This is a genomic window from Pseudomarimonas salicorniae, assembly GCF_023156535.1.
Lineage (GTDB): Bacteria > Pseudomonadota > Gammaproteobacteria > Xanthomonadales > Xanthomonadaceae > Pseudomarimonas > Pseudomarimonas salicorniae.
Window position 1 is genome coordinate 452,002 of the sequence record NZ_JALNMH010000002.1, and the last position, 15,628, is coordinate 467,629.

Consider the following 15,628-nt stretch of genomic DNA (forward strand, 5'->3'; position numbering starts at 1 on the left):
ATCCTCCTTCTTCTTCAACAGGGCTCCATTGTGCCTGCCTGCACCCCCGGCAGGGCATTTCCGGGCAGCTGAACGGTGAGCGGCCTCCGCGCTGGCGGCGGCACCGGCGCTCACGTATAGTGCGCGGCGCTTAGACGTCCGTCGATTTCCGGCCATCCCCTTCCGAGCCCGATCGCGGCAGCCCTGCAGGGCCGCCCCTCGCCCCTCGTCCCTTGGCCTCGACAGAGTCCCTGCGTCCGTACGCTTCGCGGCGGACCCTCAATGTCGGCTGCGTGGTGTGGGAGCGCTCCGGATCTATCTTGGAGTACTTTCATGTCCTTTGCTTCCCTGGGCCTCGACCCGGCCCTGCTGCGCGCGCTCGATGGTCTTGGCTATCACCAGCCTACGGAAATCCAGCAGCTCGCGATTCCCACCGTCCTCGCCGGCCACGACCTGCTCGCCGGCGCGCAGACCGGTACCGGCAAGACCGCGGCCTTTTCCCTGCCGCTGCTGCAGCGACTCGCTCCGGGCGGCGCCGCCAGCCCGCGCCAGCCGCGTGCCCTGATCCTGACGCCAACCCGCGAGCTCGCCCTGCAGGTCCAGCAGAGTCTCAAGGAGTACGGCCAGCACCTGCGCATGCGCAGCTGCACGATCTTCGGCGGTGTCGGCATGCAGCCGCAGGTCGAGGCACTGCGTCGCGGCGTCGAGATCGTGGTCGCCACGCCGGGCCGGCTGATCGACCACATGCAACAGCGCACCATCGACCTGTCGAAGGTCGAGGCGCTGGTGCTCGACGAAGCCGACCGCATGCTCGACATGGGCTTCCTGCCGGCCATGCGGCGAATCCTCGCCGTGCTGCCCAAGCAGCGCCAGACCCTGCTCTTCTCGGCGACCTTCGCCAGCGAGATCAAGCAGCTGGCCCAGCAGTTCATGCAGCAGCCCGCGGAAGTGCAGGCCACGCCGGCCAACACCACCGCGCCGCGCGTCGAGCACCGCGTGCATCCGGTCGACATGGCGGCCAAGAAGGAGCTGCTGTTGCACCTCCTGGCCACCGACAGCCGCCAGCAGCGGCTGATCTTCACCCGCACCAAGCACGGCGCGGACAAGCTGTGTACGATCCTCGAGCGGGCCGGCCACAAGGCGATGGCGATCCACGGCAACAAGAGCCAGAACGCCCGCGTCCGTGCCCTCGATGGTTTCAAGAAGGGCGCGGTCACCCTGCTGATCGCGACCGACATCGCCGCCCGCGGCATCGACATCGACGACCTGCCGGTGGTGATCAACTACGAGCTGCCGATGGTTGCCGAGGACTACGTGCACCGCATCGGCCGAACCGGCCGCAACGGCCGCAGCGGCCAGGCGATCTCGCTGGTCTGCCAGGACGAGTCCGACCGCCTGCGCGCCATCCATCGCCTGCTCGGCAACGAGATTCCACGCGTGGAGATCGATGGGTTCGTGCCGACGCAGCCGCTCAAGCTGACCGCGCCGGGGAGCCATCGCAGCAATGCCCCGCGCCGCCCCCAGAGTAATGGTCGCCCCGGTCATCACCCGCGTCCCGGCGGCCAGCCCGGCCGCGGCCAGCAGCGCCGCCGCGAAGCCGGCGGCCAACGCGGCCAGGCCTGACCGCCGAGCGCCCCGCGCGAGCCGCGGGGTGTCGCACCACACACCGTTCGCCACGGCATGGCGCCGGCGCGAAGATCGGTCGGCGCGCTTTGAGGCATGCCCATAGGGTGCGCCCGAGGCGCGCCTTCTGCCTGTCCGGTCCGCGCCCGAGTCGAGCGATCGGCCGATCGCCTGGCGGCCTGACCGGCCTCGCACCCCGCCGGGCTGCACCCGCGCTGCGCGGTCCGCTATCGTCTGTGCATGGCGCTCGATTCCTTTCTTCTGATTGGCCTGATGATCGCGGCCGGCGTGGTCTGCGCGCGGCTTCGGCTGCTGCCGGACAACAGTGCCGAGGTACTCAACCAGTTCGCGCTGAACGTCTGCCTGCCGGCGGCAGTGCTGCGCTTTGCACCGCAGCTGCAGTTCGACAGTGCCCTGCTCGGCCTGATGGCGGTGCCCTGGATCCTGCTGGGGCTGAGCATCGCCCTGGTCTGGCTGGCTGGCCGGCTGATGTCGCTGCGCGAGGACGAGAAGGCGGTGCTGCTGCTGTGCATTCCACTCGGCAACACCTCGTTCCTGGGCTATCCACTGACCGAGGCCTTTCTCGGCACCGATGCCCTGCCCTATGCCGTGGCCTACGATCAGTTCGGCAGTTTCCTGATCCTCAGCAGCTGGGGGCTGTGGGTGCTGGCGCGCTACGGCGGCGACGCGCCGCCCACCGCGGCCGATATCGGCCGGCGGGTGCTGCGGTTTCCGCCCTTCATCGCCCTGATCATCGCGCTGACGGTCATGCCTTCCGAGCCTCCCGCGGCGCTTGAGCGGCTGCTCGCGCGGCTTTCCGACGCCCTGCTCCCGGTGGTGACCCTGGCCATCGGCCTGCAGCTGCGCTTCCGCATTCCTGCCCGCGAGCGCGGTCCGCTCGCCTTTGGCCTCGCGGCGAAACTGCTGGTGTTGCCGCTGGCGGCCTGGCTGTTTACCGCGCTGATTCCGATGGCACCGCTGATGCGGCAGGCGGTGGTGCTGGAGTCGGCGATGGCCCCGATGATCACCGCCAGTGCGCTGGCCATCTCGCATCGGCTCGCACCGGGGCTGGCCGCCGCCCTGGTGGGCTTCGGTATCCCGCTCTCGCTGCTCACCCTGCTCGGCTGGCGCTGGTGGCTGGCCGGCTGAGCAGCTCGTCGCGACGCGCGCGGCACTCGTCCGGGCCGCTGCCGAGGCGGTATTCACGGCGCGCTACACGGCGGTGGGCACTATCATCGGCCCGTTGACCCCGAGGAGTTCGACGATGCGCCTGTTTGCCGCCGCTTCGCTGCTGGCCCTGTTCCTCTCGCCTTTGCAGGCCACCGCCGTGGACCGTATCTCAGATCGCAGCTTCGCCACCCGCTCCGAGGTGTTTGCTACCCAGGCCATGGCGGCCACCTCGCACCCGCTGGCCACCCAGGTCGCGCTCGACGTGATGAAAGCCGGCGGCAGCGCCGTCGATGCGGCGATCGCCGCCAATGCCGCGCTCGGACTGATGGAGCCCACGGGCAACGGCATCGGCGGCGACCTGTTCGCCATCGTCTGGGATCCGAAGACCGGCAAACTTCATGGCTACAACGGCTCTGGCCGCTCGCCCAAGGGGCTGTCGCTGCAGTGGTTCCAGGAAAATGGCTATGCCGACATCCCGCCGCACGGGCCGCTGCCGGTGACCGTACCCGGCGCAGTGGACGGCTGGTTCGCCCTGCACGGCCGCTTCGGCCGGCTGCCGATGGCCGAGGTCCTCGCGCCGACGATCCGCTACGCCCGCGAAGGGCATCCGGTGCACGAGGTGATCGCCTACTACTGGGACCGCTCGGTGCCGGTGCTGTCGAAATGGCCGGGCTTTGCCGAACAGTTCACCATCGACGGCCGCGCGCCGCGCAAGGGCGAGCTGTGGAAGAACCCCAACCTCGCCGGCACCCTGTCGGCGATTGCCGAGGGCGGACGCGATGCCTTCTACAAGGGCGAGATCGCGCGCCGGATCGATGCCTATTTCAAGGCCCATGGCGGCTTCCTGCGCTACGAGGACCTCGCCGCCCACGAAGGCGAGTGGGTCGAGCCGGTGTCCACCCGCTATCGCGACGTCGACGTCTGGGAGCTGCCGCCGAATGGCCAGGGCATTGCCGCCCTGCAGATCCTCAATATCCTCGAGGGCTTCGACTTCTCGAAGATCGCCTTCGGCAGCGTCGAGCACATCCACCTGTTTGTCGAGGCCAAGAAGCTGGCCTTCGCCGATCGCGCGCGCTGGTACGCCGACCCGGACTTCTTCCCCGGCGCCGACCGCAAGGCGGCCGAGGCGCTGGTCGCAAAGCTGATCTCCAAGGACTACGCGGCCGAGCGGCGCGAGTTGATCGACCCGCAGCGCGCGGCCCGGGCCGTCGATGCCGGCAAGGTACTGAACCAGGGCGACACCATCTATCTGACCACGGCGGACAAGGACGGCATGATGGTCTCCCTGATCCAGTCCAACTACCGCGGCATGGGCAGTGGCATGGCCCCGCCCGGCCTCGGCTTCATCTTCCAGGACCGCGGCGAGCAGTTCGTGCTCAAGCCCGGCCACCCGAACAGCTTCGCGCCGGGCAAGCGCCCCTTCCACACCATCATCCCCGCCTTCATCACCCGCGACGGCAAACCCTGGGTCAGCTTCGGACTCATGGGCGGCGCCATGCAGCCGCAGGGCCACGCGCAGATCGTCATGAACCTGGTCGACTTCGGCATGAACCTGCAGGAGGCCGGAGACGCACCGCGTATCCACCACGACGGCAGCACCGATCCGGCCGGCCAGCTCAGCGAGATGAGCGACGGCGGCGTGCTCAACCTGGAGTCGGGCTTCGGCTACGACGTCCAGCGCGAGTTGGCCAAGCGCGGCCACCGGCTGCAGGTCGCGGTCGGGCCGTTCGGCGGCTATCAGGCCATCGCCCGCGATCCGGCATCCGGCGTCTACGCAGGAGCTTCGGAAAGCCGCAAGGATGGGCAGGCAGCCGGCTACTGACGAGGCGCCGATCCATGTCCCGCCACCCAGCGCGCCTTGCGGGCAGCCTGACAACGGCCGCCTGCCGGGCCTGAGGCGATCCGCGAGGCTGCTACTGCGGGGCGCTCCACTGCCCCAGCAGGGCGGGCAGTCGATCAGCCGGGGAGGTGCCCGGAGGGCCGCTCCACTTCGCCTCGCCGTTGCGCACCGCGTTGAGGGCGGCCTGAGGCGATGGGAAGTGGCCGATGAAAGGATTGCCCTCGAAGGCGACCCCCCAGTCGTGCTCGGCCAACGAGCGGATCACGGCCTGCCCGTCGGGCAGTTCATACGTGTAGAGATGAGCCATGGCGACCTCCAGCGAAAGAGCGTTACGGGAGGATCTTCAAGACTAGCACCGGCGCGGACGCAGGACGCACCCGGGCCAAGCACCCGGGGCCGGGCTTTGCCGGAGATTCAGGCTGCGGCCACCGCCCGGCGTTAGCATCAAGGTGAATCCAAGCAGGCCGTCCCGCCGAGAGTCGGGGTGGCAAAAGCAGAGGTGCGAAGATGGCTTCCGGTGTACTCGCCAAGTTCGCCAGCGAATATCAGGCCGAGGAGTTCGTCCACAAGGTCGACGAGATCAGCGCCCGCCAGACGCCCGTCATGGCCTGTGACCGCAGGGACCGGGAGGTCCGGGTCATGGCCGTCGGCGATGCTCCGCTGAAGGACAGCCAGACCGATGAACTGAAGGCCCTGGCCAAGGATTTCCAGGCGCTTGAGGTCACCCGGCTGGCGGCCTGAGCGCACGCCTGCATCCCGCCATTCGCTGCAGCGTGAATCTTGACCGCCTCGCATTCCACGCGAGGCAGGCATGATGGCGCCCCGCCCCAGCGACTTCACCCGCATTGACTGCCGACGAACGCCCTAGCCCTCCATCTCTTGGCCGATGGCTGTTCGCAGCGGCACAGCTGGGCGTTCTTGGCGCTTCGCTGCTACCCCTGCCCGAAGCCCCTGCTCCAATGCCGCACTGGGACAAGTGGGGCCATGTACTCGCACATCTGGGGCTTGCCGCCTTCGCAGTCGCCGTGTTCCGTCGCCCACGCGCTCGTGCGCTGGCCGTTCTCTGGCTGCTCTGCTTCGGCGCCCTGGTCGAGGCCACGCAGGCGTTGCTGCCCTGGCGTAGCGCCGAAATTGGAGATCTGCTGGCCAATGCCCTGGGCACCACGCTTGGCACCCTGCTGGCGTTTACCGCGCTGCCGGCGGCCTGGGCCGCGCTGGAAGTCCGCCTGGCTCGCCTGGCTCGCCTGGAGCGCCGTGACTAGCCGAGACGGGCCCCGGCGCCGTCCTGCTGCCGGGCGAGAAACTGCCTCAGTCGGCGCATCGTCGCCCGCAACAGTCGCCAGAGCTTGGGCAGCAACCAGGCGAGTACGAGCAGGAACAGGGCCAGGAGGATCAGGAAGATCCAGGGATGCTGCCAGGCCAGCCACAGCCCGAAGATGACAAGACCATCCTCGGCGAAACTGGCTGTCCAGTTGGAGAACGGCTCCGGTGAATGATTGATGGCCGCCCGCGCCCCGCTCTTTCCGAGATGGGTCATGCCGGCGATGCTGCCGCCCAGCAGGGCGGCGGCCAGCTGGGCCGAGGCTCCATGCTCGCCGAGCGCCGCCCAGGCCAGCGCCATGCCGCCAGGGATCCGCGCGAACGTCTGCAGCCCGTCCCAGAGCGAATCGAAGGCCGGCACCTTGTCAGCGATGAACTCGCCGAGCAGGAGCACTCCCGCGGCGATCAGGAACGGATCCCCGGCCAGCAGGGCGAGATCCCCCGGCAGCGCCACCCAGCCCATCCGCTGCACCGCCCCGGCCAGGAACACCACCGCGTACAGCCGCAGCCCGCTCCCCCACGCAAGGGCCGCCGCGACGCTCAATTCAGTCAGGGTGTCCATGCTTCGAGCTTAGCGGGTGGGTGGCGGAAGGGCCAATGACGGATTGCGGCGCAAGGCAGACATTCATAGGGTGCGGCTGGCCGCACCGGGCGTACCGTCCGAACGCCCGTATCGCTGTGCCAAGGCACACCCTATGGGGCTTCGCCGACGCCCAACGAAGCCCGACTGTGGAGCGCACCTGGGCGCGACCGCGGCGTGACGTGTTCTCCACAGACCGCGGCCAGAGCAAACCTCCGCGGTCGCGGCCATGTCCGGTCCTACGAAAAGCCCGCCCGATCGGGGTCGGTGGCGAATGTCCGGTTCGCGCCCCCTTGTTCGCCTTTTTACGCCGGAACGGTCCTTCGGGCGTCGTGATCGGTGCGGTCAAGCCGCACCCGATGGCCAAGCGGTTGCAGACCCTGCGCGCTATTTTTTCTTCGGGATGTACAGGTCGGTGATCGTTCCCTCATAGACCTCGGCTGCCATGCCGACCGATTCGCTGAGGGTCGGGTGCGGATGGATGGTGTGGCCGATGTCCGCGGCCTCGCAGCCCATCTCGATGGCCAGGCCGGCCTCGGCGATCAGGTCGCCGGCGTGCGGGCCGACCATGCCCGCGCCGATGATCCGATGCGTCGCCTCGTCGAAGATCAGCTTGGTGAAGCCTTCGGTGCGGCCGATGCCGATGGCGCGGCCCGAGGCCGCCCAGGGAAACTTGCCAACGCCGACCTTGAGGCCCTTCTCCTTGGCCTCGGTTTCGGTGACGCCGACCCAGGCGACTTCCGGGTCGGTGTAGGCCACGGACGGAATCACCCGCGCCACCCACTCCTTCTTCTCGCCGGCGGCGACCTCGGCAGCCAGCTTGCCCTCATGGGTGGCCTTGTGCGCCAGCATCGGCTGGCCGACCAGGTCGCCGATGGCGAAGATGTGCGACACATTGGTGCGCATCTGCCGGTCGACCGGGATGAAGCCGCGCTCGGTGACGCTGACGCCGGCCTTGTCCGCATCCAGCCTGCCGCCGTTGGGGGCGCGACCGACCGAGACCAGGACGCGGTCGAACAGGCTGTCCTTGGGCAGGTTGTCGCCCTCGAACTCGACCTTGATGCCCTTCTTCTCGGCCTTGACCGAAGCCGCCTTCACCTTCAGATGCGTTGACACGTCGAGCTTCTTCAGGCGGTCGGCCAGCGGCTTGACCAGGTCCTTGTCGGCGCCCGGCATCAGCTGATCCAGCAGTTCCACCACGGTGACCTCGCTGCCAAGCGCGCGATAGACCGTCGCCATCTCAAGGCCGATGATGCCGCCGCCGACCACCAGCAGCTTCTTCGGGATGTCGGCGAGCATCAGCGCGTCGGTCGAGTCCATCACCCGAGGGTCATCCCAGGGGAAGCCGGGCAGCTTCACCGGCTGGCTGCCGGCGGCGATGATGCACTGCTCGAAGCGGATCACCTGCTTGCCCGACTCGCCCTCCACCTCGACCTCGTTCGGCGAGAGGAAGCGGCCGACGCCCTGCACGGTGCGCACCTTGCGCTGCTTGGCCATGCCAGCCAGACCCTTGGTCAGCTGGCCGACCACCTTTTCCTTGTAGCCGCGCAGGGCGTCGAGGTCGATTTTCGGCGCGCCGAAGCTGACGCCGAAGTCCTTGGCGTGGGCCGCCTCATCGATCACCGCCGCCGCATGCAACAGGGCCTTGGACGGGATGCAGCCGACGTTGAGGCAGACGCCGCCCAGGCTGGGATAGCGCTCGACCAAGACGGTGTCGAGATCAAGATCGGCGGCGCGGAAGGCCGCCGTGTAGCCGCCCGGGCCGGCGCCCAGCACCAGCATGCGGCACTCGATGTCGGCCTTGCGCCCCGAGGCGCTGGCAGCCTTCGGAGCCGGCGCGTCCTTGGCGGTCTCCTTGGCTTCGGTCGAGGAGGGCGGCGCAGACTCCGCCTTTTTCTCCGGAGAGGGCTCGGCGCCGCCGCCCTGCTTCGCCTCGCTGGCAGACTCGGTGTCGAGCAGGGCCACGACGCTGCCCTCCGAGACCCGGTCATCGACCTTGACCTTGAGTTCCTTGATCACGCCGTCCGCCGGGCAGGGCACCTCCATGGTCGCCTTGTCCGATTCCAGGGTCAGCAGGCCCTGGTCCTTCTTCACCGACTCGCCCGGCTTGACCAGCAGCTCGATCACCGGGATGTCGCTGAAATCACCGATGTCGGGAACCTTCACTTCGATGGTGGCCATGCTGTGCTCCAGGCTGCATTGGAATGGTGGATGGGGGCGCCGGCGTGGTGCGGTCAGGGGGTGCTTTCGAAGTTTCCGCGCCGGAACAGGCTGACCAGATCGCCGCGGTTGGCCTCCAGCGCCGCGACCTGCGCTGCGGACAGCGCCGAATCGAACAGGCGGATGCGGTGGATCACCGCGTTGCTCTCTTCCGAGTTGCCGGTTATGTCGTCGTCGCGCAGGAAGTGCAGCAGGCGCTGCGCGCTGATCGGAGTGCCCTGGCCGGCAGTGCTGTCATCGAAGCTGAACTGCTGGAAGCCGTCGAGGTAGCCGGTATAGGTCCCGTTGGCAGCGCGGGTGACCACGACCTGGCGCAGCACGCCGTCGGGAAAGCTGGTGGAGGTGGCCTGGCCCGCCGTGTAGTAGCGCAGCTGGTTGTTCCGTGCATACAGGCCGGAGTCCACGGTCAGCGCATTGGTGTCGAGCAGCTTGGCATAGCTGTTTGTGCTGGACAGGCTGACGATCATGGCGATCGAGTAGGTATCGAGCGGCAGGAGTGGACCGCTCGCCAGGCGAAGTCCCGCGCCCTCGGGCACGCTCAACACCAGGCGGGTATTGCCGTCGGCAGTGACCTCGACGTAGCCGGTGCCCGGGCCGCCGATGCGCTCCAGCACCGGGCCGTTGCCCAGTGCATCGCCCAGCCAGCCGAGGAAATCGTAGTCCGCGACGGGCGTGGGCGGCGCGACGCCCTTGGCGGCAAAGTCGGCGGCGTTGGTGCCGTAGGCGTGGAGAAGCAGGAGGAGCGCAACGGCAGTAAGGCTGGGGCGCATGGTCAATGGGTCCTTCTTCCGGTTCATCGCGGGCGGATGGCGGCGGAGTGCGTCAGTACGAGCTGCGCCGCCAACTCAGCTGGTACAGGTCGTGGCGGCGGTCCTTCAGGTTCTGCACCGTGCCCGAGGCGCGGGCCTCGAGCAGCGAATCCAGGCGCAGGTCGGCAAAGGCCACGGCCTCGACGTTTGGCGAGGTGTCGGCGGCGATGCCGTCCGGGGCGAAGGGGAAGTCGCAGGGCGTGAGGATGCAGGTCTGCGAGTACTGGATATCGAAGTTGTTGACCCCGGGGAGATTGCCGCAGTTGCCCGAAAGCACCACATAGCACTGGTTCTCGATGGCCCGCGCCGCGCAGCTGTAGCGCACCCGAAGGTAGCCCTGGCGGACATCGGTGCAGAAGGGCACGAACAGCATCAGCGCGCCCTGGTCGGTGAGATGGCGGCCGAGCTCCGGGAACTCGCTGTCGTAGCAGATCATGATGCCGATCGGTCCGCAGTCGGTCATGATCACCTGCGCGCCCTCGCCGCCGGTGATCTTCCACCAGTGGCGCTCGTTCGGGGTCGGATGCAGCTTCTCGCGCACGTGCAGCGAGCCGTCGCGCAGGGCGACGTAACAGTTGTTGTGGATGTCGCCGTCCGGCATGCGGGTCGGATGGGTGCCGCCGATCAGGTTGATGTTGTACTTCACCGCCAGCTTGCAGATCAGCTCGCAGTAGCGCTCGGTGTAGCTGGTCAGCGAGCGGATCGAGTCGGCGGGCGAGAGCTTCTGGTTCTCGACGCTGAGCAGCTGCAGCGTAAACAGCTCGGGGAAGACCACGAAGTCGGCGTTGTAGTCGGCGGCGACGTCGACGAAGTACTCGACCTGGTTGGCGAACTCCTCGAAGGTGGCGATGCGTCGTTGCTGGTATTGCACGCTGGCCACGCGCACCACCGATGGCAGGCGGCCGCGCTCCTGCACCGCGGCAACGACCGGGTGCTCGGCCTGCTGCGGGTTGCGCCAGGCCAGGTGGGCGGCCCAGCCGAGCGACTCGCGATCCGAGGGCAGATAGTCCTTGAGCAGGCCGATGAGCTCGAAGCCGTTGCGCAGCTGGAAGCTGAGCGTCGGGTCGCGCAGCTTGTCGGCCTGGACCGCCTCGGCGTAGGCCTGGGGCGTGCCGTACTTCTTGATCTTCTTCGACAGCCCCGGCAGGCGGCCGCCGAAGACGATGCCGCGCAGGCGCTTGTCCATGCACAGCTTCTTGCGCGCGTCGTAGAAGCGCCGGCCGATGCGCAGGCCGCGCCGCGCCGGGTCGACGCAGACCTCCATGCCGTACAGCCAGTCGCCCTCGGGGTCGTGCCGCGAGCCATAGCCGCCGCCGGTGATCGCGCGCCAGGTGTGCGGCTTCAGGGCGATGTCGCCGGCGATGCGGAAGGTCGAGCAGTAGCCGACGATCTGGCCCTGGTACTCGGCGACGAATTGCCCCTCGGGAAAGTGCGAGAGCTGGCCCGTAACCATTTCCGGCAGGTAGCAGAAATCATCGCCGTAGACCCGCGCTGACAGGGCGACGATCGCCTCGATGTCGCGGCGATCGGCCTGGCGGATGCCCAGCAGCGCCCGGCGGCGCGGCGGCTGTTGAGGGTCTTTCTCGCTCATCATCGGGACTCCTTGTCCTTGGGCCGTCGTTCCGGCGGCACCTGCTCTTCCTCGGCGGCCTCGCGCTCCTCCTCGGCCGCTTTGGCCGAAACCCCTTCGGCGTCGACCAGCGCATCATTGCGCGAGAGCTCCTCGCGCAATTCGGCGGGCAGCGAGGGCGTATCCGCCTCCTTGTTGGCCGCGGCGTCGGGCCGATCGGTGCGGCCGAGCCAGCTGCGCACATGCAGGTCGCGCTGCGGGAAGGGAATCTCCAGACCGTGCCGGGCGAGCGCCGATTCCAGCGCCCAGTTGTAGGCCGCGCGCACCGCGCCCGGTCGCTTGGTCGCCTCGGCTGTCAGCCAGACCACCAGCTCGAAGTCGAGGCTGCTCTCGCCAAAGCCCGCCAGCCAGACCTGCGGCCCGCGGCGGCCGTCCTGCTCGAGGGTGAAGGGCACCTCGGCGGCGGCCTCGAGCGCAGCCTTCTTGACCCGCTCCTTGTCCGAGCCGTAGGCAACCCCGAACGGAACCTTGAGCCGGCGCGAGACATCGCGGTGGGTCCAGTTGACCACCCGCCCGGAGACAAACTCGGCGTTCGGAACCAGGATGTCGAGGTTGTCGTTGGTGACGATGCGGGTGGCGCGGATCTGGATATCGCGCACCTCGCCGTGCACGCCGGATTCGAGCTCAACGAAGTCACCGACCTTGAGTGAGCGGTCGAAGAGCAGGATCAGGCCGGAGACGAAGTTGTTGAAGATCGCCTGCAGGCCGAAACCGAGACCGACGCCGATGGCGCCGGCGAACACCGCGAAGCGGCTGGCCGGTACGCCGATCAGCTCCAGCGCCAGGATGGCGCCGATGATCAGCGCGGTGTAGTGGACGATGCGGCCAACCGCGTACAGCGCCGCCCGGCGGTTGACGTCGGTGCTGCGCGACTCGACCCGCGACAGCCCGCGGCGCAGGATCGCCGACACCAGGAAGGCGACCAGCAGCGCCAGCGCAGCCAGGGTCAGCTTGCCGGGGGTGAGCGCCACCTCTCCCAGCTGCATCAGCGGCAGATCCCAGGCCCAGCTGACGTGATCGCCGAGGCCTTCGCTCGCGGCCGGGGCCGCCTCCGCCTGCCTGGCGGGAGCGCCGGCGGCCGGCGCCGGGGCGGTGCCGGCCACGGTCAGAGCAGCAGCCGGCGCAGGTCGGCCAGCTGCTGGGCGAAGTAGCCGGTGAAGCGCGCCGCCTCGGCGCCGTCGATGACCCGATGGTCGTAGGACAGCGACAAAGGCAGCATCAGCCGCGGGGCAAACTCCTTGCCGTTCCACACCGGCTTCATCTGCGACTTGGAAACGCCGAGGATGGCGACCTCCGGTGCGTTGATGATCGGCGTAAAGGCGGTGCCGCCGATGCCGCCCAGCGAGCTGATCGAGAAGCAGCCGCCGGACATGTCGGCCGGACCGAGTTTGCCGTCGCGCGCCTTCTTGCTGATCTCGCCGAGCTCCGCGGCCAGCTGCAGCAGGCCCTTCTGGTCGCAGTGGCGGATCACCGGCACGACCAGGCCGTTCGGCGTGTCGACCGCGATGCCGATGTGGAAGTACTTCTTCAGCACCAGGTTCTCGGCGGTCTCGTCGAGCGAAGCGTTGAAGCTGGGGAACTTGCGCAGCGAGGCGACCGCGGCCTTGATCAGGAATACCAGCGGGGTGAGCTTGGTCTCCTTGCTCTCTTCGCCCATGCGCTTGCGGAAGGCCTCCATCTCGGTGATGTCGGCCTCCTCGAACTGGGTGACGTGCGGAATCATCGCCCAGTTGCGGGCGAGATTGGCGCCCGAGATCTTCTTGATCCGCGACAGCGGCTGGCTCTCGGTCTCGCCGAACTTGGAGAAGTCGACCTTCGGCCAGGGCAACAGGCTGAGCCCGCTGCCGCCGCCGGCCGGGGCAGCGCCCGAGGCGCGCGCGCCGCCCTGCATCACGCCCTTGACGAAACCCTGCACGTCCTCGCGGGTGATCCGTCCGCCGCGCGCGCTGCCCTTGACCTCGCCAAGGTCGACGCCCAGCTCGCGGGCGAACAGGCGCACCGCCGGGCTGGCGTAGGGGACCTTGTCGGGGGCCACGCTGTCGGCGCCGAAGCTGACCGGCGGGCTGCGCGTCGGGGCGTCCTGGCGCGAAGGCTCCGAGGTCTTGCCGCCCTGGCCCGAAGACTCGGCCTTCGCCGATGCATCCGGCCGATTCTCCGGCTTCTTCTTTTCGGCCTGCTTCTGATCGGCCTGCTTCTCATCGGCCGGCTTCTCGTCGGATTTCTTCTGCTCCGCCTTGGCCTCGGCCGGCTTGCCGGCGGGTTTGTCGCCACCCGACGCGGCATCCTCGGGCTCGATTATCGCGACCACGCTGCCTTCCGACACCGAGTCGCCGAGCTTGACCTTGAGCTCGCGGACCACGCCGGCGAAGGGGGCCGGCACCTCCATCGTCGCCTTGTCGGATTCGAGGGTGACCAGTCCCTGGTCCACCTTGACCGAATCGCCCACCGCCACCAGCAGCTCGATCACCGGGATGCCGCTGAAATCCCCGATGTCCGGTACCCGCGCTTCCTTCAGTGCGGCCATTGCGCCCTCCCAAGGCGTGATCGTTGAACACCTATTGTGGCCGCTGCGGAGGCCCCGCGACCAGCCGCCATTCGTATGCAGCGGTTTCGTCACAGGCCGAGGGCGGTTGCGTCCTGATGTCCGGACACGGACGCCCGAAAGCGGAACCGGACAGGCGACCCCAGCCTCGACTGGCTTGCAAGTGACTGAAACAAAAAGACACATCGCATTGGCACGGAAGCTGCTTTCGTCACAGCGTACACGGAGTCACCGACCGGAGAGTCACCATGAACCGCTTCCACCGCCTGCTTACCCGACCGCTGTTTTTTGCCCTGCTTGCCACCGGCATGGTGGTGGCCGTCGGCGAGCCGGTGGCCACGCCGATGGCGGCCGGGGTCGGGGACGACACCGCGCACTGCGCCCTCGCGGCCGCCGATCTGGGCTCTCCGGTGGAGACGCTGGAGGTTGAGGTGAATACGGAGACCGAAGTCGTCGAGACGCCGATCCGCGCCGAACAGGCCGCCCGCCTGCGCTGGCTGATCACCCTGCCGCACGCGCGCTCCAGCTGCTGCCGTCAACCGGTCTGAGCGATGCCGACGGGCTGGCCCCGGGCCGCGACCGCACAGCAACGGTAGGGGCGAGCTCGCCCGCACGCGGCGCCGGGATCTGCGCAGCAAGCTGCGTTCTACGTGAGGAACGCGACCGTAGAGGCTCGCCTGCACCCCCTCATTGATCGAGCACCTCCACCGGATCACCCAGCCGGATGATCCCCGAGGACTCGGCGACCAGGTTCACCCCGAACAGCACGCCGTCCTCGGCCAGCCGATACCCGCGCAATGACTTCAGCGGCTCTCCATCGGGGCGTCGTTCGCCGCGCTGCGGATCCACCGTGGTGAACACGCAGCGCACGCAGGGTTTGGTCTGGCGGAAGCTGATCGAGCCGATGCGCAGGCGCTGCCAGCCGTCCTCGGCATGGGCAGCATTGCCAGCGACCACGATGTTGGGACGGAACGCCTCGGCCGGCACAGGCGGGTCGATGCGGGCATTCATCGCGTCCAGCGCCGATTCGCCAAACATCAGGTAGGGGTAGCCGTCGGCAAAGCTCACCGGCTGGCCGGGCCCGGCGCGTTCCGGACTGGCCCAGCGCTCGGACCGCGCGTCCATGAAGACCAGGCGCAGCGGTGCGCCGAGCCGTTCGCTGATCCAGCTCGACACCGCCGGATCGGCGAGGGCCGCATCGACCTCGGATTTCCAAACGGTGACCTGCAAGCGGCCATGCTCGCCGCCGGGCTCGGCGATCCTCATCGTTTCCGCGTCCCAGCCCAGCTGCAGGCCGGCCGGGATCGGCGCCGCGCGCAGCCGCACCATGGGGGCCAGCTTGCGACCGGTGACAAAACGGCCGGACTCGTCGACCAGCATCCAGCGCCTGTCGGCATGCGGCCCGCGTGCGCGCACCTCCATGTGCTCGACGGCCAGCGACGCGCAGGACTTGATGGGGTGGATGAACAGGCGGGAGACGTGCATGGCAGATCCGCTATGGGGCTGGTCTTCCGCGGCGGGTTGTCGCGGCAGGGCTTCAAAGTGCCCCGATCCTGACGCGTGGCACCGGCTGCAGCAAGCTGCAGCGCCGTCCTGTGGACGCCCGCGCGGGGCACAAGGGCGGCTGCGGGTTCGCGACCCCAGCGCGCGGCGCGCGGTGGAACGGCAAGAAATGGCACAAAGCAGACATTCATAGGGTGCGGCTGGCCGCACCGGGCGTACCGTCCGAACGCCCGTATCGGTGCGCCAAGGCACACCCTATAGGGCTCGCTGACGCCCAACGAAGCCCGACTGTAGATGCTATGCGGGCCGTCCGCAGTTAAACCTCTAATTGGGACCAACCAACGGAGGCGAACATGCGAACGGCCCGCGAGTGGGAAGTGTATGTCGGAGAGGTGGTGTTGTTGGTGGCGCT

Annotated in this window: 14 protein-coding genes; 6 read left to right on the forward strand and 8 right to left on the reverse strand. The window is 68.5% G+C overall.

Annotated features, from left to right (window positions below; translation table 11 throughout):
- The first annotated feature begins 312 nt into the window (after positions 1 to 312).
- From M0G41_RS04375 to ggt, 3 genes are all read left to right on the forward strand, one after another.
- Entirely contained in the window at positions 313 to 1,602 is a 1,290-nt protein-coding gene (locus tag M0G41_RS04375; protein WP_248205529.1) for a DEAD/DEAH box helicase, read from the forward strand.
- 240 nt (positions 1,603 to 1,842) lie between these two features.
- The gene (locus tag M0G41_RS04380) at positions 1,843 to 2,751 is read left to right on the forward strand and encodes an AEC family transporter (protein WP_248205532.1); all 909 of its coding nucleotides are present in this window, start codon (positions 1,843 to 1,845) and stop codon (positions 2,749 to 2,751) included.
- A 115-nt stretch (positions 2,752 to 2,866) separates the two neighbouring features.
- Positions 2,867 to 4,594, forward strand: coding sequence for a gamma-glutamyltransferase (ggt, locus tag M0G41_RS04385; RefSeq protein ID WP_248205535.1), 1,728 nt, complete (start codon positions 2,867 to 2,869; stop codon positions 4,592 to 4,594).
- Positions 4,595 to 4,685: 91 nt separating this feature from the next.
- Here ggt and M0G41_RS04390 read toward each other — a convergent pair whose 3' ends face one another.
- Complete coding sequence (locus tag M0G41_RS04390; protein ID WP_248205538.1) at positions 4,686 to 4,919, reverse strand: hypothetical protein; 234 nt, start codon at positions 4,917 to 4,919, stop codon at positions 4,686 to 4,688.
- A gap of 200 nt (positions 4,920 to 5,119) precedes the next feature.
- Here M0G41_RS04390 and M0G41_RS04395 point away from each other — a divergent pair, with 200 nt between their 5' ends.
- Both M0G41_RS04395 and M0G41_RS04400 read left to right on the forward strand, forming a co-directional pair.
- Positions 5,120 to 5,353 carry a hypothetical protein gene (locus M0G41_RS04395; RefSeq protein WP_248205541.1) on the forward strand — a complete coding sequence of 78 codons (234 nt, stop codon included), beginning with the start codon at positions 5,120 to 5,122 and terminating at the stop codon, positions 5,351 to 5,353.
- 218 nt (positions 5,354 to 5,571) lie between these two features.
- Entirely contained in the window at positions 5,572 to 5,874 is a 303-nt protein-coding gene (locus tag M0G41_RS04400) for a VanZ family protein (RefSeq protein ID WP_282452646.1), read from the forward strand.
- Here M0G41_RS04400 and M0G41_RS04405 read toward each other — a convergent pair.
- The 6 genes from M0G41_RS04405 to M0G41_RS04430 all read right to left on the reverse strand — a co-directional run bounded on the left by M0G41_RS04405 (position 5,871) and on the right by M0G41_RS04430 (position 13,695).
- Positions 5,871 to 6,494, reverse strand: a complete 624-nt coding sequence (locus M0G41_RS04405; RefSeq protein WP_248205548.1) for a DUF4126 domain-containing protein — start codon at positions 6,492 to 6,494, stop codon at positions 5,871 to 5,873. The genes M0G41_RS04400 and M0G41_RS04405 overlap by 4 nt on opposite strands.
- A 405-nt stretch (positions 6,495 to 6,899) precedes the next feature.
- Positions 6,900 to 8,693 (reverse strand): dihydrolipoyl dehydrogenase, encoded by a 1,794-nt coding sequence (gene lpdA, locus M0G41_RS04410; RefSeq protein ID WP_248205552.1) that lies wholly within the window; start codon positions 8,691 to 8,693, stop codon positions 6,900 to 6,902.
- A 53-nt stretch (positions 8,694 to 8,746) separates the two neighbouring features.
- The gene (locus M0G41_RS04415; RefSeq protein WP_248205557.1) at positions 8,747 to 9,502 is read right to left on the reverse strand and encodes a LamG-like jellyroll fold domain-containing protein; all 756 of its coding nucleotides are present in this window, start codon (positions 9,500 to 9,502) and stop codon (positions 8,747 to 8,749) included.
- Positions 9,503 to 9,554: 52 nt separating this feature from the next.
- The gene (locus M0G41_RS04420) at positions 9,555 to 11,132 is read right to left on the reverse strand and encodes a GNAT family N-acetyltransferase (RefSeq protein WP_248205559.1); all 1,578 of its coding nucleotides are present in this window, start codon (positions 11,130 to 11,132) and stop codon (positions 9,555 to 9,557) included.
- Positions 11,132 to 12,274 carry a mechanosensitive ion channel family protein gene (locus M0G41_RS04425; protein WP_248205562.1) on the reverse strand — a complete coding sequence of 381 codons (1,143 nt, stop codon included), beginning with the start codon at positions 12,272 to 12,274 and terminating at the stop codon, positions 11,132 to 11,134. The genes M0G41_RS04420 and M0G41_RS04425 overlap by 1 nt, the downstream gene beginning before the upstream one ends.
- A gap of 2 nt (positions 12,275 to 12,276) precedes the next feature.
- Complete coding sequence (locus M0G41_RS04430; RefSeq protein ID WP_248205564.1) at positions 12,277 to 13,695, reverse strand: dihydrolipoyllysine-residue acetyltransferase; 1,419 nt, start codon at positions 13,693 to 13,695, stop codon at positions 12,277 to 12,279.
- Positions 13,696 to 13,961: 266 nt separating this feature from the next.
- Here M0G41_RS04430 and M0G41_RS04435 point away from each other — a divergent pair, with 266 nt between their 5' ends.
- A complete protein-coding gene (locus tag M0G41_RS04435; protein WP_248205567.1) occupies positions 13,962 to 14,261 on the forward strand; it encodes a hypothetical protein in 300 nt (99 codons plus the stop codon).
- A gap of 139 nt (positions 14,262 to 14,400) precedes the next feature.
- Here the strand turns inward: M0G41_RS04435 and M0G41_RS04440 are convergent, their stop codons facing one another.
- Positions 14,401 to 15,198, reverse strand: a complete 798-nt coding sequence (locus M0G41_RS04440) for an MOSC domain-containing protein (protein WP_248205569.1) — start codon at positions 15,196 to 15,198, stop codon at positions 14,401 to 14,403.
- Positions 15,199 to 15,628: the final 430 nt, after the last annotated feature.